19 protein-coding genes are annotated in these 26,159 nt (G+C 45.1%); 10 read left to right on the top strand and 9 right to left on the bottom strand.

The window, feature by feature from the left end; all coding sequences use genetic code 11:
• Positions 1-124 precede the first annotated feature (124 nt).
• From H8K52_RS01150 to H8K52_RS01140, 3 genes are all read left to right on the top strand, one after another.
• A complete protein-coding gene (locus H8K52_RS01150) occupies positions 125-1,111 on the top strand; it encodes a flagellar brake protein (RefSeq protein WP_186920670.1) in 987 nt (328 codons plus the stop codon).
• A 128-nt stretch (positions 1,112-1,239) separates the two neighbouring features.
• The gene (locus tag H8K52_RS01145) at positions 1,240-3,741 is read left to right on the top strand and encodes a DUF1800 family protein (protein ID WP_186920669.1); all 2,502 of its coding nucleotides are present in this window, start codon (positions 1,240-1,242) and stop codon (positions 3,739-3,741) included.
• 10 nt (positions 3,742-3,751) lie between these two features.
• Positions 3,752-5,197, top strand: coding sequence for a DUF1501 domain-containing protein (locus tag H8K52_RS01140; protein WP_186920668.1), 1,446 nt, complete (start codon positions 3,752-3,754; stop codon positions 5,195-5,197).
• A gap of 72 nt (positions 5,198-5,269) precedes the next feature.
• Here H8K52_RS01140 and dcd read toward each other — a convergent pair whose 3' ends face one another.
• The 3 genes from dcd to H8K52_RS01125 all read right to left on the bottom strand — a co-directional run bounded on the left by dcd (position 5,270) and on the right by H8K52_RS01125 (position 7,862).
• Positions 5,270-5,836, bottom strand: a complete 567-nt coding sequence (gene dcd / locus H8K52_RS01135) for a dCTP deaminase (protein WP_186889674.1) — start codon at positions 5,834-5,836, stop codon at positions 5,270-5,272.
• Between the two features lie 103 nt (positions 5,837-5,939).
• Positions 5,940-6,956, bottom strand: a complete 1,017-nt coding sequence (locus H8K52_RS01130; RefSeq protein ID WP_186920667.1) for an XdhC family protein — start codon at positions 6,954-6,956, stop codon at positions 5,940-5,942.
• Between the two features lie 45 nt (positions 6,957-7,001).
• On the bottom strand, positions 7,002-7,862 hold the full coding sequence (locus H8K52_RS01125) for a DUF1653 domain-containing protein (RefSeq protein ID WP_186920666.1): 861 nt from the start codon (positions 7,860-7,862) through the stop codon (positions 7,002-7,004).
• Between the two features lie 180 nt (positions 7,863-8,042).
• On the opposite strand from H8K52_RS01125, the gene H8K52_RS01120 reads away from it, so the two are divergent.
• From H8K52_RS01120 to H8K52_RS01110, 3 genes are all read left to right on the top strand, one after another.
• Positions 8,043-9,365, top strand: coding sequence for an MFS transporter (locus H8K52_RS01120; RefSeq protein WP_186920665.1), 1,323 nt, complete (start codon positions 8,043-8,045; stop codon positions 9,363-9,365).
• Between the two features lie 155 nt (positions 9,366-9,520).
• A complete protein-coding gene (locus H8K52_RS01115; RefSeq protein WP_186920664.1) occupies positions 9,521-11,812 on the top strand; it encodes an OPT family oligopeptide transporter in 2,292 nt (763 codons plus the stop codon).
• A gap of 3 nt (positions 11,813-11,815) precedes the next feature.
• Positions 11,816-12,082 carry a hypothetical protein gene (locus tag H8K52_RS01110; RefSeq protein WP_186920663.1) on the top strand — a complete coding sequence of 89 codons (267 nt, stop codon included), beginning with the start codon at positions 11,816-11,818 and terminating at the stop codon, positions 12,080-12,082.
• 199 nt (positions 12,083-12,281) lie between these two features.
• Here H8K52_RS01110 and H8K52_RS01105 read toward each other — a convergent pair whose 3' ends face one another.
• The 3 genes from H8K52_RS01105 to H8K52_RS01095 all read right to left on the bottom strand — a co-directional run bounded on the left by H8K52_RS01105 (position 12,282) and on the right by H8K52_RS01095 (position 14,844).
• A complete protein-coding gene (locus H8K52_RS01105) occupies positions 12,282-13,244 on the bottom strand; it encodes a DNA ligase (RefSeq protein ID WP_186920662.1) in 963 nt (320 codons plus the stop codon).
• A 190-nt stretch (positions 13,245-13,434) separates the two neighbouring features.
• Complete coding sequence (locus tag H8K52_RS01100) at positions 13,435-14,352, bottom strand: SPFH domain-containing protein (protein WP_186920661.1); 918 nt, start codon at positions 14,350-14,352, stop codon at positions 13,435-13,437.
• A 57-nt stretch (positions 14,353-14,409) separates the two neighbouring features.
• Complete coding sequence (locus H8K52_RS01095; protein ID WP_186920660.1) at positions 14,410-14,844, bottom strand: NfeD family protein; 435 nt, start codon at positions 14,842-14,844, stop codon at positions 14,410-14,412.
• A gap of 554 nt (positions 14,845-15,398) precedes the next feature.
• On the opposite strand from H8K52_RS01095, the gene H8K52_RS01090 reads away from it, so the two are divergent.
• From H8K52_RS01090 to H8K52_RS01080, 3 genes are all read left to right on the top strand, one after another.
• On the top strand, positions 15,399-16,265 hold the full coding sequence (locus H8K52_RS01090) for a hypothetical protein (RefSeq protein ID WP_186920659.1): 867 nt from the start codon (positions 15,399-15,401) through the stop codon (positions 16,263-16,265).
• A 91-nt stretch (positions 16,266-16,356) separates the two neighbouring features.
• Positions 16,357-18,198 carry a phospholipase D family protein gene (locus tag H8K52_RS01085; RefSeq protein WP_186920658.1) on the top strand — a complete coding sequence of 614 codons (1,842 nt, stop codon included), beginning with the start codon at positions 16,357-16,359 and terminating at the stop codon, positions 18,196-18,198.
• A gap of 148 nt (positions 18,199-18,346) precedes the next feature.
• Positions 18,347-19,360 carry an IS110 family RNA-guided transposase gene (locus H8K52_RS01080; RefSeq protein WP_343044122.1) on the top strand — a complete coding sequence of 338 codons (1,014 nt, stop codon included), beginning with the start codon at positions 18,347-18,349 and terminating at the stop codon, positions 19,358-19,360.
• 610 nt (positions 19,361-19,970) lie between these two features.
• Here H8K52_RS01080 and ppsA read toward each other — a convergent pair.
• Positions 19,971-22,400 carry a phosphoenolpyruvate synthase gene (gene ppsA, locus H8K52_RS01075; protein WP_186920657.1) on the bottom strand — a complete coding sequence of 810 codons (2,430 nt, stop codon included), beginning with the start codon at positions 22,398-22,400 and terminating at the stop codon, positions 19,971-19,973.
• 293 nt (positions 22,401-22,693) lie between these two features.
• Between ppsA and ppsR the strand changes: the two genes are divergently transcribed.
• Complete coding sequence (gene ppsR, locus H8K52_RS01070; RefSeq protein WP_186920656.1) at positions 22,694-23,539, top strand: posphoenolpyruvate synthetase regulatory kinase/phosphorylase PpsR; 846 nt, start codon at positions 22,694-22,696, stop codon at positions 23,537-23,539.
• 55 nt (positions 23,540-23,594) lie between these two features.
• Here the strand turns inward: ppsR and rlmD are convergent, their stop codons facing one another.
• Both rlmD and rpoS read right to left on the bottom strand, forming a co-directional pair.
• Complete coding sequence (rlmD, locus tag H8K52_RS01065; protein ID WP_186920655.1) at positions 23,595-24,929, bottom strand: 23S rRNA (uracil(1939)-C(5))-methyltransferase RlmD; 1,335 nt, start codon at positions 24,927-24,929, stop codon at positions 23,595-23,597.
• 125 nt (positions 24,930-25,054) lie between these two features.
• On the bottom strand, positions 25,055-26,095 hold the full coding sequence (gene rpoS, locus H8K52_RS01060) for an RNA polymerase sigma factor RpoS (RefSeq protein ID WP_186920654.1): 1,041 nt from the start codon (positions 26,093-26,095) through the stop codon (positions 25,055-25,057).
• Between the last annotated feature and the right edge of the window lie 64 nt (positions 26,096-26,159).

Raw genomic sequence — 26,159 nt, 5'->3', positions numbered from 1 at the left:
GCCGTTCATCAGGGAAAAAGCCGCGTTCACAATAAACGCGGCTTTTTTACATCTTTTTTCTTTTTAGCAATCCCACATTCGATATACAATTGCCCACGATCCACATTCACATAAAAGCGAAACAATGAGTCAGCTCGGTGCATTAACTCCTATCGACAAAGATCAGATCAAACTCGGTCAGGCTTTACCTTGGGACGTGTTTGATGCTTGGGGCAATACCTTGCACGAAGCAGGTAGTGTCATTACCAATCTGGATGAATTCAATCTGATCATCGAAGATGGCTATTTCGAAGACTCCTTAGGTGATGCGCCTGTGAGCGATCAAACCGCACTTCCAATGCCGTCGCAAGCCAATAGTTTTTCACAACCAGCGATAAAAACAAGTGAGAACTTAGAGCCCATATTAGCAAGTGCCAGTTCCAACAACACCAGTGCAATCAATAATGCAGATATCAATAAAGAATCCATCATGCTTGATTTGGACAGCGTACGTTGGCACGTTGGCGAAACCTTTTTTCTTCAAGTACATGATAACGCTGCGATTCGTTACACCGTGCGTTTGATCGGCTATGTAAAAAACCAATCCATCTTGGTCACTGCACCTCGCGTCGATGGTCGGGGTGCGATCATTCGAGACGGGCAAACATTTATCGTACGCGCTTTTCCAGGTAAAAAAGCTTATGCATTTACCGCGTCGGCGCTCAAATCAGTCTATACACCGCATGCGTATTTGCATTTATCCTACCCTAAGATTGTACGATGCACCGCAATTCGACAAAGCTCGCGTGCGGTAGTCAAGATTATTGCATCGGTGACCATTGGCAATCCAGAACAAACTGCAGCAGCCGTATTGAATGACATCAGCATGGGTGGAACTTCTGGCCTGATTAAACAGGAAATCGGCAAAAAAGGGGATGCCGGCGTGATCAAGTTCAAGGTCAATACCGCTGGCGAAGAGGCCATTTTGGCTTTACCTATCATCGTGCGCTCTATGGTGGAAACAGAAAACACGCAAGAGTTTCGCTATGGGTTTGAATTCGTCAATATGCCTACGCAATCGAAAATCATTTTATCGTCGTTTGTCTACCAAACGTTGGCTGAGATTGAATAATATATTTCCATGTGGAAATTAAAAGGTTTAGAATTCTAACGAGTTATTGACTTGGCGCCTGTTTTCGCAATCATCATATTGACCGAGAATCTTGCAAAGATAGCTGACCACTTCCAGAGGATTTCATCATGACCGCCGCAAACCGCCAAACATTTCGCGTCACTTTTAAAAAATGTTCTTGGATACTCTACCTTCTAATCATTGGTATTCTCAGCGCCTGTAGCGGACAAAATGATGAGGCCTCGACACCGAGTCCAGCAACCTCAAAATACCAAGCCCCACCGATCATTAGCACCAACAGTGCGAGCTTTAATGGTCCACGTTCAAACTACACGGTCAAATTCACGAGCAACGATATCAACGTCATTGATAATGTGGGCAGTGATGGCAATATCTTTCTTGCTACGAGTGTCGAATTACTGAAATTCACCGATATTTCAATTGATCTTGCAATCGCAAAGACATCCACTTCGATTGGCGCAGAGAATTTGAATTCGCTTATCGAACTATATATCGCGTATTTTAATCGTGTCCCTGATGCTGCAGGTTTGAGCTATTGGATAGATCGATTTAAAGCGGGCATGACACTCGATCAAATAGGTGAATCGTTTTACGCTGCCGGTGTAGTCTACTCTTCGCAAACTGGTTACACAGCCACAATGAGTAACTCAGATTTTGTTCGGATTATTTACAAAAACGTGCTCGGTCGTCCAAGCCCTGATCAAGAGGGTGTTGACTATTGGAGTGGTCGGCTTGATCCTGGATGCGAAACACGTGGCGCATGCGAAACACGTGGTACCTTGGTTCAAAAGATGCTCAACTCTGCGCACACGTTCAAGGGAGATTTGACGTATGGATGGGTGGCGCAGTTGCTCGATAATAAAGCCTCTGTTAGCAAAGAGTTTTCAGTGCTGCAAGGGATAAGCTATATCGATCCGAACGATTCAGTCACTAAAGGAATTACAATCGCTTCGACGATCACAGCGACCGACACCAGTGTCGCGAAGGGTTTGATCGATGCCCTGATTGGTCTACCAGTGGTAAACATCAGCCAGCCTAGTCCAGCTCAATCCGCCCGTTTTTTACAACAAAGCACCTTTGGCGCAAAAAGTACCGACATCAACACAATAAGTAGTACTGGTTTTAATAATTGGCTGAACAGTCAATTCAGTGCGCCCCAAACTTTACATCGCAATTACATGGACAAAATCGCTGCCACCTTGCCTAAAGGCGTTAGCGATTTGAACCAAAATCATTTTTTCGAATCGTTCTGGCAGCAGGCAATCAACGGTGAAGATCAGTTACGCCAACGCGTTGCATTCGCCTTATCGCAAATACTCGTGGTGTCTTTTCAAGATAGCGGCGTTAACAACTATCCTCGTGGGGTGGCTGCATACTATGACACCTTAAATACGCACGCATTTGCCAATTATCGCCTGCTATTGGAAGCGGTGAGCTTGCATCCGGTGATGGGGGTCTACCTAACCTCACTGCGCAATCAAAAAGAATCTGGCACCCGTGTCCCAGACGAAAACTATGCGCGTGAAGTGATGCAATTATTCAGCATTGGTTTATATAAATTAAACCTTGATGGCAGCTATGTGATTGAAAATGGCAAACCAGTCGAGACCTATAGCAATGCTGACATTACCGGGCTGGCGAAAGTATTTACCGGTTGGAGTTGGGCCGGTCCAGATAAAACCAATACCCGCTTTTTTGGAGGTACGCCTGATCCAAATCGCGATTGGCTGCCGATGCAAGGCTATCCCACCTATCACTCAACGAGTATCAAAACCTTCCTAGGTGCAACAATTCCAGCGCAGTCCCCGGCTAATCCTGAAGCTAGCTTAAAGATTGCGTTAGACACTTTATTTAATCATCCCAATGTTGGTCCTTTTTTAGCGAAGCAATTAATCCAAAGACTAGTCACCAGCAATCCAAGCCCGCAGTATATTGCCCGTGTCGCCTCTAGTTTTAACAATAATGGTCAGGGTGTGCGCGGCGATATGAAAGCTGTTGTCAAAGCCATTTTACTGGACGTTGAAGCTCGCAATGATCCTTCGCTGGGTAATGCTGGCGTTGGTAAATTACGCGAACCAGTATTACGCCTGAGCAGTTGGCTACGTGCGTTTAGTGCGCGGTCGACTTCAGGAGCCTACCGCATCACTAATCTCGATGACCCGCTAACAGGTCTCGCACAAACACCAATGCGTTCACCGTCTGTGTTTAATTTTTATCGACCTGGATATGTACCGCCAAATTCCGGTATCGCGGCGGCTCAATTGGTTTCACCCGAGATGCAAATTACCGCCGAAACTTCTGTTGTTGGTTATTTGAACTTCATGCGCGATGCGATTCCGAATGGGATGGGAAGCAGTCGTGATGTCAAGGCTGATTACTCCGTTTTCACGCCCTTAGCGACAACGCCAGATCAATTGGTCGACAAGGTCAATTTACTGTTAATGGCAAATCAAATGAGTAGCAGCCTGCGCTCACAGATTATCGCGGCAGTGAACTCCATCAGCATTCCAACTTCGACCCAGGCCGCCATCGACACTGCCAAATTAAATCGCGTGTATATGAGTGTGTACTTAACCATGGCCTCACCAGAATATCTGGTACAAAAATAAGGAGAAGCGTATGCACAACTACAAAGTTTCACGCCGCGAATTTTTACGCCTATCGACTTTGCTTGGTTCGACGGGGGCATTAGGACTGGCAACGCCTTTTGCGATCAATCTGGCGACGATGGGGTCGGCTGCTGCACAGAGTAATGTGAGTGACTACAAAGCCTTGATCTGCGTTTTTTTGAATGGCGCCAATGACCACGCCAACACGGTGTTGGCAACTGACTCCACCTCCTGGAGCCAGTATCTCACGGTGCGAACTACCAATGAGGCAGGCTCAATCGCCCTGCCACAAGTGGGTGCCTCAGGCGGGGTCATACCGATATCGCCAAACAGCGTGCAAGCGGGTCGTACTTTTGCTTTGCATCCAGCAATGACAGAACTAAAAACCTTGTTCGATGCCGGACGTGCTGCAATTATTGCGAATGTTGGCCCTCTCCTTGTGCCAACCACATTAGAACAATATAAGGCAGCAAGTGTCCCCCTACCGCCAAAACTATTTTCCCATAATGATCAGCAATCCTTGTGGCAAGCCTATGCACCAGAAGGCGCTGCGTATGGTTGGGGTGGACGGATGGGTGATTTATTGGCGGCGAATAATACAAATCCTGTGTTTACCGCTATTTCTGCCGCAGGTAATGCCGTATTTTTGTCAGGTCGAACAATTCGTCAATATCAGGTTGGTACCTCAGGGGCGGTGCCGATTGCGGGTTTAAGTGGCAGCCTATATGGTTCCTCAACTGCTGGAAGCACACTTCGTAACATCATCAGTGGCGACACTAGCAATTATTTCCAAAAAGAACATGCTGCCGTGACTAGCCGCGCGATTAGTGCACAAAGCATGCTGGCACCAGCGATGGCCGTCGCGGGCACTGGCGGGGTGCCAAATCCGACGCAATACACGAATCCGAATACTGGGGCACTAGCCAATAATGCACTCGCCACGCAGTTGCAAACCGTGGCTCGTATTATTGCGGGACGCAATGCCCTAGGCGCAAAACGTCAGGTATTTTTTGTCAGTATGGGAGGTTTCGATACCCATGATGCACAACGCACCGCGCAAGCGGATTTATTGGCAAAACTATCGCATGCCTTATCCTATTTCGATGGCGTGATGGGTAATCTGATGGGAAGCGATTTGCGACAACAGGTCACTGCATTTACTGCGTCTGATTTTGGTCGCACCTTTACCAGTAACGGTGATGGCACAGACCATGGCTGGGGCTCACATCATTTCATCGTAGGTGGTGCAGTGAAAGGTAAAAACATCTATGGAACTTTCCCTGTAACGGGCCTTAAACATACGCAGGATGTCGGCTCGGGCAGTTTGCTACCGCAATTCTCCGTCGATCAATATGGTGCCACACTAGCGAACTGGTTTGGTCTGAGTACGACACAGATCAATGACGTGTTTCCAAACATCATTAATTTCAGCAACCGCAATCTTGGTTTCATATAACAAAAAAGCAGAATCACTTCAAAGTGATTCTGCTTTTTTCTCAAGCATCAAAACCGCGATTTATCCGGTTCATTAAGTCTTAGGTAAAGTAACCCCAACCTGCCCTTGGTATTTACCACCGCGATCTTTGTATGAAGTTTCGCAAATTTCATCACTCTCAAAGAACAATACCTGGGCACACCCCTCACCTGCATAGATCTTCGCTGGCAATGGTGTCGTGTTTGAAAACTCCAAAGTCACATAGCCTTCCCACTCAGGTTCGAACGGCGTCACGTTCACGATAATGCCACAACGTGCATAGGTTGATTTGCCAAGGCAAATTGTTAATACACTGCGCGGGATACGGAAGTATTCAATGGTACGAGCGAGAGCGAAAGAATTCGGCGGAATGATACAAACATCGCCTTTAAAATCGACAAAGGATTTTTCATCAAAATTCTTAGGATCGACAATCGTGCTATTGATATTCGTAAAAATCTTAAATTCATCTGCGCAACGAATATCGTAGCCGTAAGAGGACGTGCCATAACTCACAATTTTTTGGCCATTTTCATGGCGCACCTGATCAGGTGCAAACGGTTCGATCATGCCATGCTGTTCTGCCATGCGGCGTATCCATTTATCTGACTTAATGCTCATGATAATTTGTGCTTTCTTAGTTTTTATAGTAAGCCTGAATTTTACGTCAAAAGTCAGACCAAAACCGGCTTTACAAACTCAATTTCCTTGAAAATCTTGATTTTCAAACCTGATAGCTACCAGCATTGCTAAGGCTCATACGTTCTTTTGCATAGTCGATTTGATTTTCCTTGACCACGGGCACCTGATTTTTCACCGCCGTCATTTCCGCCAAAATCGAAATCGCGATTTCTGGCGGCGTTTTGCTACCAATATACAAGCCGATGGGGCCATGCAATTTGGCGATCTGTGACGCGCTCAAATCCAATTCCAACAAGCGCTGTTTACGCTTAGCATTATTCGATCGCGAACCGATCGCACCGACATAGAAAGCCGATGACTTTAAGGCTTCCATTAACGCCATATCATCCAATTTAGGATCATGCGTCAAAGCGACTACCGCGCTGCGGGCATCGAGCTGCATGGCAATGACAGTATCGTCTGGCATCTCATGTACCAGCTGCACGCCCTCAAGCTGCCAAGTTTCTCGATATTCTTCGCGAGGATCACAAACCGTGACCTGATAATCCATGCCGAGCGCAATACTCGCCAAGAAACGCGACAACTGTCCGGCGCCAATAATCAATAATCGCCAGCGAGGCCCATGGATCGTTCTCAAGTGGGAGTCGCTCAGCGCCAAAACATCATTGTTTTCCGCATGATGTAAAGCGACAGAACCATCTTGCAAATTCAACTCACGCGCAATCAATTCATGCGCCGCCAAACGCGCCAATAACGCGCCAATTTGACTGTCTGCATGCAAAGGTTCTATCGCCAACTGTATTGTGCCACCGCAAGGCAAACCAAAGCGATGCGCTTCATCTGCAGTAATTCCGTAGGTCACGATCTCAGGCCGTTGTCGCGTGCATCCCTCGCTTTGTACGCGCGCAATTAAGTCATCTTCAATGCAGCCGCCAGAGACAGAGCCGATCACCTGACCATTTTCAGCAATCGCCAACATTGCCCCTTCAGGTCTAGGGCTTGATCCCCAGGTTTTCACGACTGTGACCAGTTCACAGCGTCGCCCTTCACGTAACCACTGCTCACAAGTTTTCAAGACTTCTAAGTCGATACTGTCCATATGATTTCTTCTATTGTTCTGGCAACGGTAATGACACGGTGGTGATTACTCAACAATTTCAGTGAAACGTTGCACCACTTTTCCGCCAACATCAATCATTTCAAAGAACACCGATTTCGGTCTAATCCACAAACTTCCATCGGGAGCCCGGTACACAATTGCTGGCTGCAAATCCGCTTCTTGCGTCGCTTCACACACAAATTCATAAATGCCGCCCTTGTAATGGCGATAACGCACAACACTCGCGCCCACGATTTTTTTTTGTTTCGCACTAGCCTTCACCGCTCCACCTTGTACATATTCACGCAAAAATGTCGGTACTTTTGCCGCACTCAGCTTATTAATTTGTGCGAACAAAGCTGGATACACGGTTTGCACTTGATGCGATTGTTGGAGATGAGACGCAATATGTAGCAATAAGTTCGCAGCGACTTCAGCATCAGCTTCGGCTCTGTGTGCTTTGCCTTTAAAACGCAAACCGAGGTTCGTCGCTAGAGGCCCTAAAGAATAACTCGCCTTTCCCGGCAAGACGCGTCGTGCCAATTTAACTGAACAAATTGTGCCTCGATGACGGCTCGTCAAACCAAGATTTTGCGCTTCAGCGAGTAAGAATTTTTCATCAAAACTCGCGTTATGTGCGGCCAGATAGTCGTTACCGATGAAATCTAAAAGCGCTGGCATCACCTCGGCCACGGACGGTGCTTGATTAACCATCGTCTGGGTAATCCCAGTTAGCTGGGTAATGAAGGCAGGTATCCTGACATTACAATTGATCAGCGAGACATAGCGGTCAACAATCTCTCCACCTTGTATACGTAAAGCTGCCACTTCCGTAATGCGATCACCCTGATCAGGATTCATGCCGGTGGTTTCAAAGTCAATCATGACAATTGGTTCTGCTAACATAATGCGCTCTACACTCTCTACGGTCTAAAATAAACTGCTAGTAATCGATTCACGGCGGAACTTCTGACACCTCGTTGTACTCCATCAATCAGGGTACGACGTTTCCGCGTTAACTTGCTATTGTAATGCGCCCATACGCAAGGGCTCTTACCCAATCCAATAATATATTCTCGTATTACCATGCAAAAACCCACGCAGCCCAATCAAATCAAACGAAGCTTGGAGAAAATAACTTCTCTATTTTCTATCGATAACATCATTCCCGCGCAGGATCTATTGCGCGACTTCGTTTATCGCCGATTGTGGATCTCGATTCTGATCAGTTCGTTTGGCGCACAAATTACCTTACTGGCATTGCCACTAACAGCTGCCGTGTTACTGCATGCGAGTCCGACGCAGATGGGCATACTTACTTTCATGGAGATTTTTCCCTATGTTTTACTATCACTTCCCTCCGGTGTGTGGTTAGATCGAGTAAGAAAGTTACCGGTATATATTGGCGGTGAAATTGCGATCTCCTTAGCGGTCGCAAGTGTGCCGATTGCTTGGTGGTTCGACCTTTTGACTATGCCTTGGTTATATATCGTAGGTTTCTCGATCGGTGCGGTGAATACAACCGCAGGCACCGCAGCACAAATTGTATTAACGCAAATTGTGCCGCGCGAACGCTTGATTGAAGCACACGCAAAAAATGCCTTAGCAACCTCAGGCTCGGAGGTAGCTGGTCCTGCAACCGCTGGTGCCTTGATTAAGTTAATGGGTGCCCCGTTGGCTTTATTTGCTGATGCTATCCTTCTATTAACTTCTGCCGCCATTTTACGGAAAATCAACATTCAAGAAAAACGTGAGGTGGCACACGATGCCAATTTCTGGCGTGATTTGAAAGAAGGACTAAAGTTTGTCACCGACAATAAGATTCTGATTGCCCTAGCATTAACGGTTGGTGTTTGGCAAATGGCCTACCACGCCGCATTAGTCGTACAAATTCTCTTTGCTACTCGAACACTTGGATTGTCAGAACAAGCAGTCGGCCTCAGCTATGTTTGCATGGGTGTCGGTACCGTGCTGGCCAGTATTATTGGAAATCGTATTAGCAAGCGTATTGGGCCAGGTCTGTGCATGATTCTCGGTTTCTTGCTGTGTTCAGCTGGCTGGGGTTTGTTAGCCATCGCTCCCGCCAATCAATTTGGTATCTTTGCTTTTGGACTAATGTTGATTTTGTACGCTGTTGGCGGCATATTTATTTTTATTAATTTTCTCGCCTTACGACAAGCTGTCACACCGGAACCTCTACTGGGTAGGATCACGAGCACTATGCGCTGGCTCACGTTATTACCTGCAGGCCCGGGTGCATTAATCGGCGGCTGGTTAGGTGAGCATTTCGGCTTACGACATGCGCTTGGTTTCTCTTGTGCTTGTGCCTTGCTGCTGGCGGTATTCGCATGGCGTAGCGTGACTATACGGGGCATTAAATCTTTGCCACAGTTACAAACTGGAGTGTAGGCATCACGCGACAGTCAAACCAAGGATTGTTTGCAAAACTTACACTTACGTAAAAAAACACGGGATAATGCAGCCCGTCTCACGGACTTTCGTTTGTTACCTAAAGTTCGATCGAGGCCCCGCCATATGTAAGTATCACCTTTCACGAGATAAGTATGTCGCAACAATCTGAAACAAGCAGCTTTAAACCCTATATTCCCGCCGCAGCAGGTTTGCCAGAATTTACCTTACGCGCCTTGATTATGGGCACGATTCTCGGCATGGTTTTTGGCGCATCATCGTTATATCTGGTTCTGAAAGTTGGTTTAACCGTCAGCGCATCGATTCCGGTGGCGGTGATTGCAATTACCTTGTTTCGCATGATGCATAAGCTGGGCGCCAAGGATTCAACAATCTTAGAAAACAGTATCGCGCAGACTGCTGGCTCGGCTGGTGAGTCCTTAGCCTTCGGTCTTGGCGTCACGATGCCGGCGATACTTATTTTGGGCTTTGATTTAGAAATTTATCGCGTCATGTTGGTGGCGATTTTAGGTGGATTGCTTGGTATCTTATTGATGATCCCGATGCGCCGCACGATGATCGTTGAAAAACATCATGAGCTCAAATATCCCGAAGGCACCGCTTGTGCCGAAGTACTTAAAGCTGCCGCCAACGATGCTTCACGCGACGCCGCAGGCGAATCGAGCAATCCAAACGCGCAAGCCGACGCTAATAAACGCGCTAAAATAATTTTCGGTGGTTTCTTCATTGGTTTGATTTATAAGGTCGGCAATATTGCGCTGAAAGGATGGAAAGATACGGTTGAATACGTCTTCCCCGCACCTTTAAAAGCTGGCTCTATAGGTACTGAAATTTCGCCAGAACTCCTAGGCGTCGGCTATATCATCGGTCCTAAAATTGCTTCTATCATGGCAGCAGGCGGTGTCTTGTCATATATGCTGCTCATTCCCCTGATTAAATTTTTCGGCGATGGCTTACTTACACCGCTAGCACCAGCAACAAAATTAATCAGCGACATGAGTCCGCATGAAATTCGTGGCGCCTATGTTTTATATATCGGCGCAGGCGCAGTCGCAACTGGCGGACTGATCAGCCTAGCCCGCGCCATGCCCCTGATTTGGCGCAGTCTGGCGTCGGGATTATCTGGATTCAGCGGCAAGAAAATCAAAGCGGTCGAGGGTGAAATTGTTCCGCGTACCGAACAAAGTATCCATATGAAATGGGTGGTCATCGGCGCACTAGCTATCATTGCCGTGATTACTGTGGCCACGCCACTCCATATGAATTTACTAGGTGCATTATTGATTTTGGTGTTTGGATTTTTGTTCGCAACTGTCTCATCACAATTGACCGGACAAATTGGTCAATCATCGAATCCGATCTCCGGCATGACCGTGGCCACCCTGCTTTTCACCTGTTTAATCTTTTTATTGATGGGTTGGGTAGGCGGTCAATACTATGTGACGGCCTTGTCAGTTGGTGCCATCGTCTGTATCGCTTCTAGCGTTGCAGGCTGCACTTCGCAAGATCTAAAAACTGGCTATCTGGTCGGTGCCACACCGAAGTATCAGCAATACGCCATTTTGATTGGTGCCTTTTGCTCGGCTTTAATTTTAGGACCAATCCTACTGAAGCTAAATGATGCCAGTACAGTCTATGTCCCAATTGCCCAAGTGGCGCCAGGTTTGCAAACCGACGTGACAAAACTGACGGAAAGCGCGCAGTTGCAAGGGCCGCAGGCGGAACAGGATCATGCTAGTTATAAGGTCTGGCATAAAACTGACAATGCACAAGCACCTGCTGGTAAGTATTTGGTCGATGCGAATGGGAAAGTGGTTTATCTAGTAGATCCTGGCATTAACGGCACCCACAATACACGCCCAGATGGCTCTGAAGTAAAAAAATATGATGCGCCAAAAGCGGTACTCATCTCTTACATCATCAAAGGGATATTGGACGGCGAGCTACCTTGGGCCTTAGTATTATTTGGTGTAATTATCGCGCTGGTCCTGGAGATGTCAGGCATTCCGTCATTGGCGTTTGCCGTTGGTGTGTATTTACCACTTGCCTCTTCTGCCCCCTTATTTATCGGCGGCATGATTCGCTGGTTAGTCGATCGTCGCAACAACAAACTCGAGAAAAACAAACATTTAAACGAAGAAGAAAAACAAGCTGCAGGTGATCGTAGTGAAGGTGTTTTGATTTCTTCTGGCTATATCGCTGGTGGTGCATTAGCGGGTATTGTGATCGCGTTTAGCGCAGGGATCATGACCGACTTTGATAAGAAAATTGGCGATTGGGCTGCGGCCAACAATCCATTCTTCAGCGGCGCCTATGCGGATGCTTTATCACTGATTCCCTTTGGTTTAATTGCGGTCGTTCTTTACATCGTCGGGCGTGAAAAGCCAGCAGCAAAAAATCAATCTTCTAACTATAAAAGTGAATAAAACATGAGCGACCCAACTATCATCGATTGCAAACAACAAGCAGTCAACATCGGTGACATCATTCGTGTGACGACCTTGAGCAAGCAATTTATCAAGAGCTTTCCTGAAGATGAACGTATTTTAATTGAATCGATGATCGGCAATTTCTTCAAAATTATTGCGATCGATGAAGAAGGCCAGGCTTGCATCATGCGGGAATGGCATGACGAACGCGGACAACTACAAACGCACGTTATTGCACTCGATTCTGAAGAAATGGAAAAGGTTTAAAGCACAAGCGGGAAGCCATCAAATTCTGGCACCGACTAAATGCCAGAACTGCGAATAGATTATCTGCTTTATTTTGCGATGAATAAAAAAACCGACCCCGAGATCATCTAAAACATACATCACGTATTTCAGACGATTAAAAATTTCTGGCCTCATCAACGTGTTCAAAAAAAATATCTAGTTGAATAATTTTACGGGCCTATTCTGGTTGATGAACTCGTACAAAACTGGCAAATTTTGGCAATCCACTTGAGGTCAAATCTCGGTAACGATAGGTGACAAAAGAGCCGATCTGTGGTGGATTTCTTCTTTGTTCATCAGCAAAGCCAGTGCCCAACTTGAAGCGTTTTCCCTCTGGTGTTTCCAACTCCAAAGCGCCCATCATTCCTTCAAACTTTCCCTTGCCAGAATGTATGCTAATCACTTTGGCTTCCGCGTCATGCTGAGGTTTTAATTTGTAGACAAACTCACTGCGCCCAGCCTCAAATTCAGCACTCGCCAAATGTAAAACCACGCCCTCTGCTTTTTGCAACATCAATTGTTTCAGTCTTGCTTCCACTTGTTCCACTGACTTTAACGACTCATGTGGAATGACACGTAACCATGGTACCTGTAATACTTCTACAATATTATGCAATTTCTGCAAACGCAAACGGAAGTCTCCTGCGGCCAAGGGATATTCAAACAAACAATATTGTATTTGTCGCCACTCCTTATCTTGGGCTTGTTGGCGTCGCACGGCACCAGATAGACGCTCAAACTGCGCGCGCCCCATCCATAATTCGCCATCCATAGGATGTGAAGGAAACTTCTCGGTGAACCAGGATGGGGCATTAATCACACGACCACTACGAAAATAGAGCTGTTGTCCATCCCAATAAGCACGCACACCATCCAATTTCTCACTCATCAAATAGTCTGTGATATTGGCACTTAGCTGACGGGCGTCCGCTAAGGGTCGTGGCAAAACTAAAGCTAAGTTTGATGGGCTACTGCTACCCATTGGATAGAGTTCAACAGGCGTTTCAACAGGAATGTCTGGTTTACCATTTACTAACGTAGTAAAGAAACTCAACGGCAACAAAGAACAAAACAACATCTGCCGACGTCTTTTTTGATGACTGCTCGATTCATCGGCAATCTCATTGCTATACTTTTTCATTTCAGCACCCTCAAGTGTCTTAAGAAATTTAAGTATAAAAACATTTAGTTAAAATAACATTAAAAATCAAAGTAATGTAGCAAAAAAACAAAACCACCGTTCACGAATGAGGTCGGTGGTTTTGTTAATTACCTCAATTACTTTTTCTTACTTCGAAAAAAATAAGTGGTAGTTGCCTTCAGTCTTAAAATTACTTCTGCGCTTTCACAACCTGCATCGCACTTGCAATCAAGCCACTCATATCACTCATATTGGCAGGCACGATGATGGAGTTATTGGTCTTCGCTAAATTTGCAAACGCAGCGACATATTGCTCCGCCACTTTCAAATTCACCGCATCCGCACCACCAGGTTCACGAATCGCCGCCGCTGTTTGACGAATCGCTTCAGCACTGGCTTCAGCAATTGCCAGAATCGCGCCAGCCTGACCTTGTGCACGGTTGATCGACGCTTGCATTTCACCTTCAGACTTCGCAATGGACGCCTCACGTTCACCGGTAGCGATATTGATTTGCTCTTGCTTACGACCTTCGGACGCAGCGATCAGAGCACGTTTTTCACGTTCTGCTGTGATCTGTGCTTGCATCGCGTGCAGAATTTCTTTTGGTGGCGTCAAATCTTTGATCTCATAGCGCAACACTTTTACGCCCCAGTTTGCTGCAGATTCATCAATCGCATTCACAATCGTCGTATTAATGTGATCGCGTTCTTCAAAGGTTTTATCCAATTCCATCTTACCGATCACTGAACGCAGTGTGGTTTGTGCTAACTGTGTGATCGCTGCAATGTAATTAGAAGAACCGTAAGAAGCTCGCATCGCATCGGTAATCTGAAAATACAAGATACCGTCCACCTGCAATTGCGTATTGTCCTTAGTGATACAGACCTGTGGCGGCACATCGAGTGGAATCTCTTTCAAGATATGCTTATAGGCGACGCGATCAACGAAGGGCACAACGATATTTAGACCTGGGCCCAAAGTCGCATGATACTTACCAAGACGTTCAACCACCCACGCATCTTGCTGCGGTACGACCTTGATGGTCTTCATGATAAAAACCAAGGCCAGGACAAATAACACCATCACGACAAAGCTAGAATTTTCCATTTTATTTCCTTTATTATTTTGTTTAGATCATAGTCAAAACGAACTTACGACTTTTCATTAAGAGGGGCGCACGATTAAGCGGCTCCCTTCTACGGCTTCAATCACAAACACGCCCGAGCTTCCATTGGCATGACGCGACTCCACATCCCACATTGCACCACGATATTTGGTTCGGGCAACGAAAACACCGTTGCCCTGATCATGCCATTCATCGACTTTCAATTGCTGACCAATATCGATATTCACATTAGGGTCACGTGCGGTATCGCCTCTTTCCTTCCAACCATATTTGCTATTATGTAGCGCTAAAGTTGCAACACTACCGATCACAGCAGCAATCAACATTTGCAATTGCACCGAGCCGATAAACAAAGACGCGATCGATGCACTGGCTAAGCCCACGGCAAACATCAATAGATAAAAAGTTCCGGTGAACAGCTCCAGAATCACCACCACACCTGCTAACACCAACCACCAAGTCCATGCTTCCATTTATTATTCTCCTTAAAAAGAATTACAACAGTCTGCCCGATAACTAACAAATTGTCATCGGTATTTCACAAACAAAAAAACCCTCGACATCGATGATGTGGAGGGTCTTTTCGCAGGTAATTTGAGGGGTTACTAATTCTATATTTTTTCTTGTTTTGATGGCTGTAATGTAATCGCAAATTATGACGAGAATGTGAAATCAATTTGAGACAACTAGCTTGACACAGGGTATCTGCGTCGCAAAGAACTCACGACCCTTGATTACTCAAACGCCGCTATTTCGTGCTACCGAGTCGTATGGACATTTCCTAGGACGGACTTTAACTCTCTAGCTAAATTACTGTTACTGCGAACGTTTGACCCCGGCTCCTAGGCGCAACAATCCATTTCGATTACATATCCAAATGCAGCGGGTATCGATACTTGCACTTATGCTCACGGGGTTAAGGTAGAATATTTCGGTTAGGTGGCTTGAATTTCCTATCCTTAAAGATATATTTCTTATCTTATCGAAATAAAATCAATTCAAATTCATAAAATAAATAGTGGGAAATATGACTCAGCAATCATTTACAAAGCAATCAATCATCATAGGTGTGCTTTCTGGCGCATTAGTTCTTGCAATCGGAGCTTTAGCATTATTTTATTATCAAAGTAGAAATTCAAGTCAAACTATAAATCAAGATGCTAAATTGGAAGAACTTAAAGTAGCGTCATTACCAAGTATCTCAACAGCCTTTCAAGACTTATTTGGCGTAACTGAACTTAATGGAAAAGCAAAAACTGCACCTGATAAGTTAACGAGTTTTTGGTTTGAAAAAACAATAACAATTGATGGCAACAATTATCATGCAAAGTTTTTTTCTACACAAAGTTTAGATGAAAAGGGTAAGCCGAATGACTCTCATGCTGATGGGGTTGATGTTGATGTAGTGACTTATAAGCAGAATTTAGATAAATGGGAAGTCATAGCAAAACAGCCTAAGATTGGCGGTGCAGGAACATGGGGGTCAGTGCAAGAAGCAAAATTCGAAATTCTTAAACTTTCATCAAAATCAGTAGCGTTGTTGCTCGATGGATTTGAGAGCGGACAGGGATACACTCATGAAGGCAAATCAGTGTACATATTTGCTAAAAATAATTGGGTTAATGCTGGCTATGTTGCTACTGGTGGAGATAACTCCGGAACTTGTAGTGATGAACCTCTAGTTGATGAAGACGGAATATTATTAATGGGGCCGTGTTATAGCCATAAAGGTACAATTTCTGTTGATAGTGGATCAACTTCAGAATATCCAAATTTATTAATTACACGTACCGGAACAGAGAGCAAAGAGCCTGGTAAATCAATAGCACCAGCAAAAAACATTACTTATATCTACAAAAATGGCAGTTATATAGATCAAAACGAAAAGCAATAATTGTATTTATTTAAAATAAATCGATTGCAAAAACTAGGGTCACCGCTTATGACCTTCAATTTAATGAGTAAACCTCACAGGACCTTCAGATATGGCAAAAGCATCTATTGCACGTCGATTACTGCGACAATTAACATTCACTGACATCAAAAGCATTAATGATTATTACGAACAGCCCGGCCGAAGAAGTAAAGAAGAAATGATTAGTCAGATCGTTTATCAAACGGGCACAAGTCTAGAGACCTTGGTATCGGCAGGTTTATTTCCTTTAACAAAATGGAATGAAATCGTTGTTGATCAACTAGGTGGATCACCAAGAAAGTCTTTCGAATCTGTTGCTGAAGAAATCGAGGCATGCCTCGACCCAGTTTACGAAGAGTTTTCTGGCGAAATAACAATTAACGAAATTCGCGATGATGATCGAAGTATCAAAATACTTGCAAAAAAAATGCGCATCGACAAAGATTTTTTGAGTAGTCACCTAATGACGGTGCATGGATCGACCCAATTATCTAGGTTTATCAGGGAGTTTAGAGAAAGTCAAAATAACCCGATAGACCAACAGCCGCATCAAGAACAAGATTTAACACTTTACGCATCGACTAGAGTTAAAAATGTCCCTTCTTTGGAAAAGCTTTCGATTTCTTGGATGCGAAAGCAAATGGAAAATGCGGACGAAATTTCGATCGCTGCCGGTTTCTACGATGAAGCATTTATATCTGACCTGATGTCGAAGCACAAGACCGTTCAGACAATTCGCCTCATGTTTAATGGATACCGAGGCCAACGTTTAGACGATCAGAAGCGCGATCTAAAGAAGTTTAGGATCGCACTTAGTGCAAATGGGCGTCAAATCGACATTCGATTGGCGAGTGCGCCAGGTATGTTTCATACAAAATTATTTTTGACCAATTGCGGTGGAAAAATATCAGCGTTGGTTGGCTCAGCGAACGCAACAAATGCCGCTCTCTACAAAAATGAAGAATTACTCGTTGCACTTCCGAACGCTCAAACTTTACTAGAGTATTTTAATAGTGCGTGGACGACTGCAACGTCATTAGATTCAGAAGATATGCCGGTCGATAGTTTAGTTTCCTTCTTCAAGACAGGAATACTTTATTTCAAGCCGATCGCATCACTAACAACGACATTTAACCCATTTCGCGAACTACTAAAGTTATTGTCAAATGAAGAACGGGAATTAATCGGTGGTATTCGACTTCCTTTTGCGGATCAGACCACTGGGATCGGTCCATTTAATCTAAAACATGCTGCGTTTCTTGAAAAATCAACCGACGACGAAGCCAATAGCGAATCTGAGGAGTCGGAAGTAAATAGAACCATTCGGGCATCAATCAAACCTTACTCAATCGAAACATGTTATGGATATTGGGTTCCTAGTTTTTTCAATCATGAATTGAAAGAAAAGCTCGATGCCGCTGGAGCTATAAAAATAAATAAATGGATGGAGCTACAAAAAAAGCTAAACACATCTCAGGAAAGTCTTGAAATAAAATATCAAGAGTATCTAGATGCAGCACGTCAAGCATTGAAAATCGTACCGAATTTATCTAAGTATCTCAATGAAATATCCGTCAATCCGTTTGACCCAAAACTCTTTACCAACTTCTTTAATCGCGTACACATGTATTTAGACTCGCCTGATCGCATAGAAAGACTTTCTTTGCCGTTCGTATCCGGGGCAATCCCAGAGATTTGGGATGATTCACAAGCATATCTCGATTTTCATACTAGCTTTTTTGAGTATCTTGAATATGTTGCGAAACAAAGTCAAAATAAACCAAAAGTTCCTGGGAAAATCTTGAACGCAATCAACGCTGATGAAGAATTTGATGCGGAGGATTTAATGAGTGCTCTTGAAATTCACCTCGAAGAAAACGGATGGTCAGAAAATGATTGGTCTGAAAAATAATAATTATTATTAAAATAATTCAGTAACCCGCAATCTTTTCGTAAGGCAATGGAATGAACTCCTCCCCCTACGGCATCAAATGTGCCAAACTAATTAGAGGTAAAACTGATTAGTTCACAGAGGAGAAGTCCAAATGAATATTACTTGAATTGGTATCGATCTAGCAAAGCAAGTTTTTCAATTACATGGCGTTGATCGATTAGAAAAAGTGGTGCTGCGTAAGCAGTTACGCCGTGCCCAAAGGCTCGATTTTTTTAAGAATTTACCACCCTGTTTGATCGGTATGGAAGCGTGTGGATCTTCACACTACTGGGCAAGAGAACTGCGCAAGTATGGACATCAGGTTAATCAGGTTAAATTGATTGCTGCGCAATTCGTCAAGCCGTATGTAAAGAGCGGGAAGAATGATGCCAATGATGCAGAAGCGATTTGTGAAGCCGTCGGTCGTCCGTCAATGCGATTTGTTGCGATCAAAGATGTGGATCAACAAGTCATTCAGGCTGAGCACAGAATTCGTAGTCGCCTGATTCGCGCCAGAACAGCTTTATGCAATGAAATACGCGGCTTGTTAGGTGAGTTTGGCATTGTGATTGCGCTAGGGGTATCGCAGGTTCGGCAAGCTTTGCCTATGTTGTTAGAGAATACCGATGACAAACTCAATGTGCGTTTTTTACCGTTATTGCGTGAGTTGGCAGAAGAACTCAGAGAAGTCGACGATCGCGTGAAGGCGCATGATCAACGTATCGCAGCAGCAGTGAAATCAGATGAGCGTATTCAACGATTAATGGCAATCGAAGGATTTGGTCCGATTACGGCCAGCGCCTTAGTCGCAGCAGTGGGTGATGCAACACAATTCTCTAATGGACGCGATATGGCGGCATGGTTAGGTCTGGTACCACGACAGAACTCAAGTGGCGGCAAAGAACGACTTGGGCACATCAGTAAGCGTGGTGATACGTATTTGAGAACGCTGCTAATTCATGGTGCGCGAGCGGCATTGAATACCTGTACCAACAAACTAGATCGACGTAGCCGATGGGCACAAGGTTTAATGTTGAGGCGAAACAGAAACATTGCAACGGTGGCCTTAGCGAACAAAAACGCAAGAATTGCGTGGTCAATCTTGAGCAAGCAAGAAGTCTATCGAGGTGCAATGATGTAGGCGCTGAGGAAAGTATCGAAGTCGAAAATGTGTTTCAGCGGTAATTGCGAATTTTGAAGTGATGGCAAACAGGTTAGACCGGCGCTTGAATCACCAGCCTATTGAGAAGGTCCACTGTCTTGAATGAGATAAGGTCGCTAGGGCGTTCTGGAGCAAGCGCGCAGATTCCATTATGGATCGGGCGCGACGGTGCCCAGATAGAAGCCGGATATACGCGAGCAGTTACACCTTTTGTTTGAACAAAAAAATTTGCAATATTGGAGGAGTCCATATACGTCAATAGCCGCAGGCGTATTGCGCCGTATGATGGTTGATCATGGCGAACAATTATTTCTTTTGTTTTTTTGATTTGCAAATGAATTGCTTCGCTGTTGATCGGTCGACTGTCGGACGGTGCAATACGCCTTTGGCTATTGCACCCTACTTACGGCACGAATATTTTCCTTAGTCGTTTTAACGAAATATAAAGAAGTTTGTAAAATGTGTCACTGCTATTTTTCACTTACCACAAACAGTTCAGAGTTTGATACCAGTGATTTTCCAAACAAAAAAGCGCGAAGACTCCATTGAATCTTCGCGCTTGAATTTACCGAGAAATTATTTCGATATTTTACTTAGCAACGGCAGCCAACTGCTTCCAAGTGTCAATCACTGAATCAGGATTAAGTGAAATTGACTCAATACCTTCTTGCATCAACCATTCCGCAAAGTCTGGATGATCAGAAGGTCCCTGACCGCAAATGCCGACGTACTTACCTGCTTTGAGGCAGGCAGAAATCGCACGTGACAACATCGCTTTGACTGCAGGATCACGCTCATCAAAATCTGCTGCTAACAACTCCATGCCGGAGTCACGATCTAGCCCCAAGGTTAACTGCGTCAAATCATTGGAACCGATAGAGAAACCGTCGAAGAATTCTAAGAACTCTTCAGCCAGAATCGCATTCGAAGGGACTTCGCACATCATGATCAAACGTAGGCCATTTTCACCGCGTTTTAAGCCATTTTTACCGAGCAAATTCACGACTTTTTCTGCCTGACCTAAAGTTCTTACGAAAGGCACCATGATCTCGACGTTGGTCAATCCCATGTCGTTACGCACGCGTTTCATTGCCGTGCATTCCATTTCAAAAGACTCGGCGAAATCGCTGGCCAAATAACGTGCCGCGCCACGGAAACCTAACATTGGATTTTCTTCGTCCGGTTCGTAGCGTGTGCCACCGATGAGTTTTTTGTACTCATTGGATTTAAAATCAGACAAGCGTACGATGACTTTTTTAGGCCAGAAAGCGGCTGCGATCGTTGCTACACCTTCTGCCAATTTGTCGACGTAAAACGCTTTTGGTGATGCGTGACCACGTGCTACTGATTCAACCGCTTTTTTCAAGTCTGGATCAATATTTGGGTATTCCAAGATTGCTTTTGGATGTACGCCGATATTGTTATTGATGATGAATTCCAAACGCGCCAAGCCCACGCCTTCGTTCGGCACTGATTGGAAATCAAATGCTAATTGCGGATTACCGACGTTCAGCATAATCTTCAAAGGCAATTTCGGTAATTCGCCACGAACTTCTTCAGTGACTTCGGTTTCAATCAAACCGTCATAAATCTTACCTTCGTCACCTTCGGCGCAAGATACGGTTACAAGTGTGCCGTCTTTTAACAAGTCAGTCGCATCACCACAACCAACCACCGCTGGCACACCGAGCTCACGTGCAATGATCGCCGCGTGGCAAGTACGACCGCCTCGATTAGTGACGATAGCAGCAGCGCGTTTCATGACCGGTTCCCAGTTAGGATCGGTCATATCCGCGACCAATACGTCACCTGGTTGTACGCGTTCCATTTCGGAAGGATCGTGAATCACACGTACACGGCCCGCACCAATTTTTTGACCAATCGCACGACCGGAAACCAATACTGCGCCTGTGCCTTTGAGCTTAAATCGTTGTTGAGCGTCGGTTGCTTTTTGCTGTGATTTCACTGTTTCTGGACGTGCTTGCAAGATGTAGAGTTTGCCATCGCGTCCATCTTTGCCCCACTCGATGTCCATCGGACGACCATAATGTTTCTCAATGATCACCGCATATTTCGCTAATTCAACGACTTCAGTATCGTTCAAAGAATAACGGTTACGCAGTTCGATAGGCACATCGACTGTCTTCACAGAACGACCCGCTTTGGCTTCGCCTGTGAATTCCATCTTGATCAATTTGGAACCGATATTGCGACGGATCACTGGCAGTTTGCCTAATTCCAGCATCGGCTTATGCACATAGAATTCATCCGGATTCACCGCACCTTGCACCACAGTTTCGCCAAGGCCGTAACTAGACGTAATAAACACCACGTCTTTAAAACCAGACTCAGTATCAATTGTGAACATCACACCAGCCGCACCCAAATCCGAGCGCACCATGCGTTGTACACCAGCAGACAATGCCACTTCCGCATGCGTGAAGCCTTTATGAACACGATACGAAATTGCACGATCATTGTATAAAGAAGCGAACACATGTTTCATCGCTTCCAACACATTGTCGATACCAACGACATTGAGGAAAGTTTCTTGTTGGCCTGCGAATGACGCATCCGGCAAATCTTCGGCGGTTGCAGACGAGCGTACTGCGAACGACATTTCTGCAGTCGAGTCGGCAACGAGTTTGTTATAGAACTCTTCAATCTCTTTTTGCAGACGTGGCTGGAAAGGCGTATCGATAATCCATTGACGAATCTCCGCACCGGCTCTAGCCAATTCTTTGACGTCTTCGATATCCAAAGTGGCGAGACGATCTGCAATGCGCTGTGCCAATGGCAAACCACCGTCGATACTGTGAGACAAGAAATCTCGGAATGCTTGTGCCGTGGTGGCGAAACCACCCGGAACTCGCACGCCTGCAGAAGCAAGCTGGCTAATCATTTCGCCAAGGGAAGCATTTTTACCGCCTACGGAATCAACATCGGTCATCCGTAAGTTTTCGAACGAGGCTACATACACAGAATCACTGCTTGCCTCGATATTTGCTGCGTTAGACATAACAACCTCTTTTTTGATGATAAGAAATCTTTCGCACTGCGTCGCTGCGCAAAACGGCTGCGCATCGGTTCGTTGTGTATTGGCTTATTTATTATTTTGTTGCCAGCATCAACGTGACATTGATCAGCATTTTACCTTGTGCGCTGCAAAAATCACATTTAGCAGAAAATTTTTATGATCTTTCTAATTCGATATATTTAGTTTGTCGAATTTCTCCTACATTCCTTGTTTACCCAATCAATTACTGTACAATTTTCACTCTTCATTTGACCTACATTTGACAACTACACCCTATGCCAGATCATAATTCACCAGTACTTCCTGTTGCCAATCGTACGGTTTTCTTCGTTTCTGATGGAACTGGCATCACAGCAGAGGCGTTTGGACACTCCGTCATAACACAATTCGACCTTAAGTTTAAGCAAGTACGTTTGCCATTTATTGATGATATTGACAAAGCGGAAGACGCGGTAAGGCGTATTAATGAAGCTTTTGAGTTAACCGGTAATCGACCTATCGTGTTTTCTACCCTGGTAAAGCCAGATTTGGCGAATGTCATTTTCAAATCCAAGGGTTTGCACATGGATTTGATTCAAACTTTTGTCGCGCCCTTAGAAGAAGAGCTTGGGATTAAATCTACGCATACAGTGGGTCGCAGCCACAATATCGCAGATACCGAAGAATATAAAAACCGGATTGAGGCGATCAATTTCTCACTGGCACATGACGACGGTCAATCAAATAAAAATCTATCGATGGCCGATGTAATATTGGTTGGCGTGTCACGTTCGGGCAAAACTCCGACCACCCTGTATTTGGCAATGCAATACGGTATTAAGGCCGCGAATTATCCACTCATTCCAGATGATTTTGAACGTGGCAAATTACCGTCTGCATTACCAGAGTTTAAGGGAAAAATATTCGGCCTCAGCATTGCCCCCGAACGTCTTTCAGAAATTCGTAACGAGCGCCGTCCAGGCAGTAAGTATGCGTCTTTGGAAAACTGTCGCTACGAAGTGAACGAGGCAGAAGCCATGATGAAGCGTGAGGGCATACGATGGCTATCGTCGACGGCGAAATCCATCGAAGAGATTGCCACTACGATTCTGCAAGAAGTAAAACCTGATTCACGCTTATGAACTAACAAAAAAAGCCGACGTCGTAGTCGGCTTTTTGCATTGAGGAATCAGTGCATCAGAGCAAATCAAACACTGCCATCGACTCCACGTGCGACGTATGTGGAAACATATTCACCACGCCAGCTTTACTCATTTTGTAACCAGCTTCATTGACCAACATCCCAGCATCGCGTGCTAATGTTGATGGACTGCAGGATACATACACAATACGTTTAGGAAGTAGTTCTGGTGCGAACTTACTAAGATCAATTAAGGCCTGACAAACTGCCATTGCCCCATCGCGTGGTGGATCAATTAAGAAGCGATCAAATTTACCTAACGCCACAAAATCTTCGGCCTTGGCTTCAAACAAATTGCGCGTTGCGAAAGAAGTTTTTGCATCGAGTCCGTTGGCTTTTGCATTTGTCAATGCGCGCTCAGTTAAAGCTGCACTACCTTCGATGCCTACGACTTCTCGCGCTTGTGTCGCGATTGGTAACGTGAAATTACCCAAGCCACAGAACAAATCGAGAATACGCTCATTCTCTTGCACATCGAGTAAGCCCAAAGCTCGGGCGACTAAGACACGATTAATGTGGTGGTTCACTTGGGTGAAGTCAGTCGGCTTGAACGGCATTTTGACGCCGAACTCAGGTAATAAATAATGCAAATCTGTCTCAGCAGGATAATACGGCTCAGCACTATCTGGGCCAGCAGTTTGCAACCACCATTGCACCTCATGCAAATCGGCAAAGGCCTTCAATTTTTCCGCATCACCATCACCTAGCGGTTGCATGATACGCAATACCATCGCTGTAACGCCTTCACCGATCGCTAATTCAATTTGTGGCAATGCCTCAATGATTGTTAATGACGTGATCAAATCCCGTAGCGGCATGAGCATTTTGGAAATGTGTGGCGGCAAAATTTCGCAGGTTTCCATATTGGCGACATAACGAGATTTTTTCTCGTGAAAACCTACCAATACGATACCTTTTTTATGCACATTGCGGACCGATAAACGGGCACGATAACGATAGCCCCAAGTCGGTCCATAAATCGGACGCATCACCATTTCAGGCCTGACTTTACCGATATGTCCGAGATTGTCTTCTAATACTCGTTGTTTCATTGCCACTTGCGCATTGGGTTCTAGATGTTGCATTGAACAGCCCCCACAAACACCATAGTGCGGGCACTTAGGCGTAATTCTTTGTGAGGATTCTTTAACAATTGGGCCTAATGTTGCGGCTTCCCAGCTGGGCTTTTTGCGGTAAGTATTGAAACCCACAACTTCACCTGGCAATGCGCCTTCGACAAAAACGACTTTACCTTGCGTGCCATCTTCATTTTCGAGATGACCAACGCCGCGTGCATCCATGTCCAAGGAACGGATATTAATTGTATTCATAATAATAAAAAATGACGCAATCGCGTCAAGTAGATAGTGGGTTCAAATGAGCCAAGATTATACCGTTTTAATCCGCAGATCAGAACATAGCGCTACGATTCAAAAAGGGAGAACTAAGACGTTGTCTACAGTAAAGCATCCCTAGCAACACCACGTGAGGCAAAACTGCGTTTCAATTTAATTAAGGCTTCTTGCTGAATTTGTCGCACCCGTTCACGCGTAATACCCATTTCATCGGCCAAAGTCTCTAGAGTGACTGGGTCATCGTTGTCTAGCCCAAAACGACGCATAATGACGATTCTTTGTTTATCAGGTAATTTGGTTAGCCAATCCCGCACCAACACGGTAACTTCATGAAGCTCGGCCTGCGTATCAGGCCCTTGATCGCTATCACCGGGCAACATATCTAGCAAACTACTTTGTGGATCACCATCTAAAGGGGTATCAAGCGACATTGCATGCTCTGACAAGGCCAGAATATCTTGAACCTCATCCAGGGGTCGATTGACCAAATGCGCGATGTCGTCAATCGTCGCATCTTTACCGTCGCGCTGCTGCGACTCTAGATGGTATTTCGCACGCAAAATCTGATTCAGCTCACGTACGACATGGACTGGCAATCGAATGGTGCGCGCTTGATTCATGATGGCGCGCTCGATACTTTGGCGTATCCACCAGGTCGCATAGGTTGAAAATCGAAATCCACGTTCAGGTTCAAACTTATCAATCGCATGCATCAAGCCTAAATTACCTTCTTCTATCATATCAAGCAAAGCAACACCACGATTGATATAGTGCTTGGCGATTGACACAACCAAGCGCAGGTTGTGCTCGATCATTTTTTGACGGGCCTCAAAATTACCCTGTTTTGCCAAGGTCGCAAAGTGCAATTCTTCTGCAGCACAAAATAGTGGTCTAGTACCGATTTGATTCAAATAATGTTGGGTGGTATCGGTAGATAATTCTGCCGCTAAAATATTCTTAATTTCATCGATCGGTGCAATCGCAACCGATGGCACTTCTTCAAATTTCTCGTCTTCATCGCGATCATCAACTGCATCATCATGCTGAGCATCCACGACATCCTCGTTAGACTCTGATTGCAAAGTGAGGACATCGTTTTCCGATGAATCCGCTTGTGAGCCTTGCTGGGAACGTTTATGCATAATTAAATTGTAGATCTCGAAAGAATCGTGCAAAGATAAAAGTGGGTATTTATTTAGAAACCAC

This window comes from Affinundibacterium seohonense, assembly GCF_014284305.1.
In the GTDB taxonomy this organism is placed as follows: domain Bacteria; phylum Pseudomonadota; class Gammaproteobacteria; order Burkholderiales; family Burkholderiaceae_D; genus Undibacterium; species Undibacterium seohonense.
Note: the sequence above shows the minus strand (reverse complement) of the source record. Positions and strands in the feature narration are given on the sequence as shown.

Excerpts from the sequence above, each read along its gene's own strand:
- H8K52_RS01115 (WP_186920664.1), top strand. The coding sequence starts at position 9,521 with ATGTCGCAACAATCTGAAACAAGCAGCTTTAAACCCTATATTCCCGCC.
- H8K52_RS01105 (WP_186920662.1), bottom strand. The coding sequence starts at position 13,244 with ATGAAAAAGTATAGCAATGAGATTGCCGATGAATCGAGCAGTCATCAA.
- H8K52_RS01095 (WP_186920660.1), bottom strand. The coding sequence starts at position 14,844 with ATGGAAGCATGGACTTGGTGGTTGGTGTTAGCAGGTGTGGTGGTGATT.
- H8K52_RS01150 (WP_186920670.1), top strand. The coding sequence starts at position 125 with ATGAGTCAGCTCGGTGCATTAACTCCTATCGACAAAGATCAGATCAAA.
- H8K52_RS01145 (WP_186920669.1), top strand. The coding sequence starts at position 1,240 with ATGACCGCCGCAAACCGCCAAACATTTCGCGTCACTTTTAAAAAATGT.
- H8K52_RS01120 (WP_186920665.1), top strand. The coding sequence starts at position 8,043 with ATGCAAAAACCCACGCAGCCCAATCAAATCAAACGAAGCTTGGAGAAA.
- H8K52_RS01130 (WP_186920667.1), bottom strand. The coding sequence starts at position 6,956 with ATGGACAGTATCGACTTAGAAGTCTTGAAAACTTGTGAGCAGTGGTTA.
- H8K52_RS01085 (WP_186920658.1), top strand. The coding sequence starts at position 16,357 with ATGGCAAAAGCATCTATTGCACGTCGATTACTGCGACAATTAACATTC.
- H8K52_RS01140 (WP_186920668.1), top strand. The coding sequence starts at position 3,752 with ATGCACAACTACAAAGTTTCACGCCGCGAATTTTTACGCCTATCGACT.
- rlmD (WP_186920655.1), bottom strand. The coding sequence starts at position 24,929 with ATGAATACAATTAATATCCGTTCCTTGGACATGGATGCACGCGGCGTT.
- H8K52_RS01125 (WP_186920666.1), bottom strand. The coding sequence starts at position 7,862 with ATGTTAGCAGAACCAATTGTCATGATTGACTTTGAAACCACCGGCATG.
- H8K52_RS01090 (WP_186920659.1), top strand. The coding sequence starts at position 15,399 with ATGACTCAGCAATCATTTACAAAGCAATCAATCATCATAGGTGTGCTT.
- H8K52_RS01100 (WP_186920661.1), bottom strand. The coding sequence starts at position 14,352 with ATGGAAAATTCTAGCTTTGTCGTGATGGTGTTATTTGTCCTGGCCTTG.
- dcd (WP_186889674.1), bottom strand. The coding sequence starts at position 5,836 with ATGAGCATTAAGTCAGATAAATGGATACGCCGCATGGCAGAACAGCAT.
- rpoS (WP_186920654.1), bottom strand. The coding sequence starts at position 26,095 with ATGCATAAACGTTCCCAGCAAGGCTCACAAGCGGATTCATCGGAAAAC.
- H8K52_RS01110 (WP_186920663.1), top strand. The coding sequence starts at position 11,816 with ATGAGCGACCCAACTATCATCGATTGCAAACAACAAGCAGTCAACATC.
- ppsR (WP_186920656.1), top strand. The coding sequence starts at position 22,694 with ATGCCAGATCATAATTCACCAGTACTTCCTGTTGCCAATCGTACGGTT.
- ppsA (WP_186920657.1), bottom strand. The coding sequence starts at position 22,400 with ATGTCTAACGCAGCAAATATCGAGGCAAGCAGTGATTCTGTGTATGTA.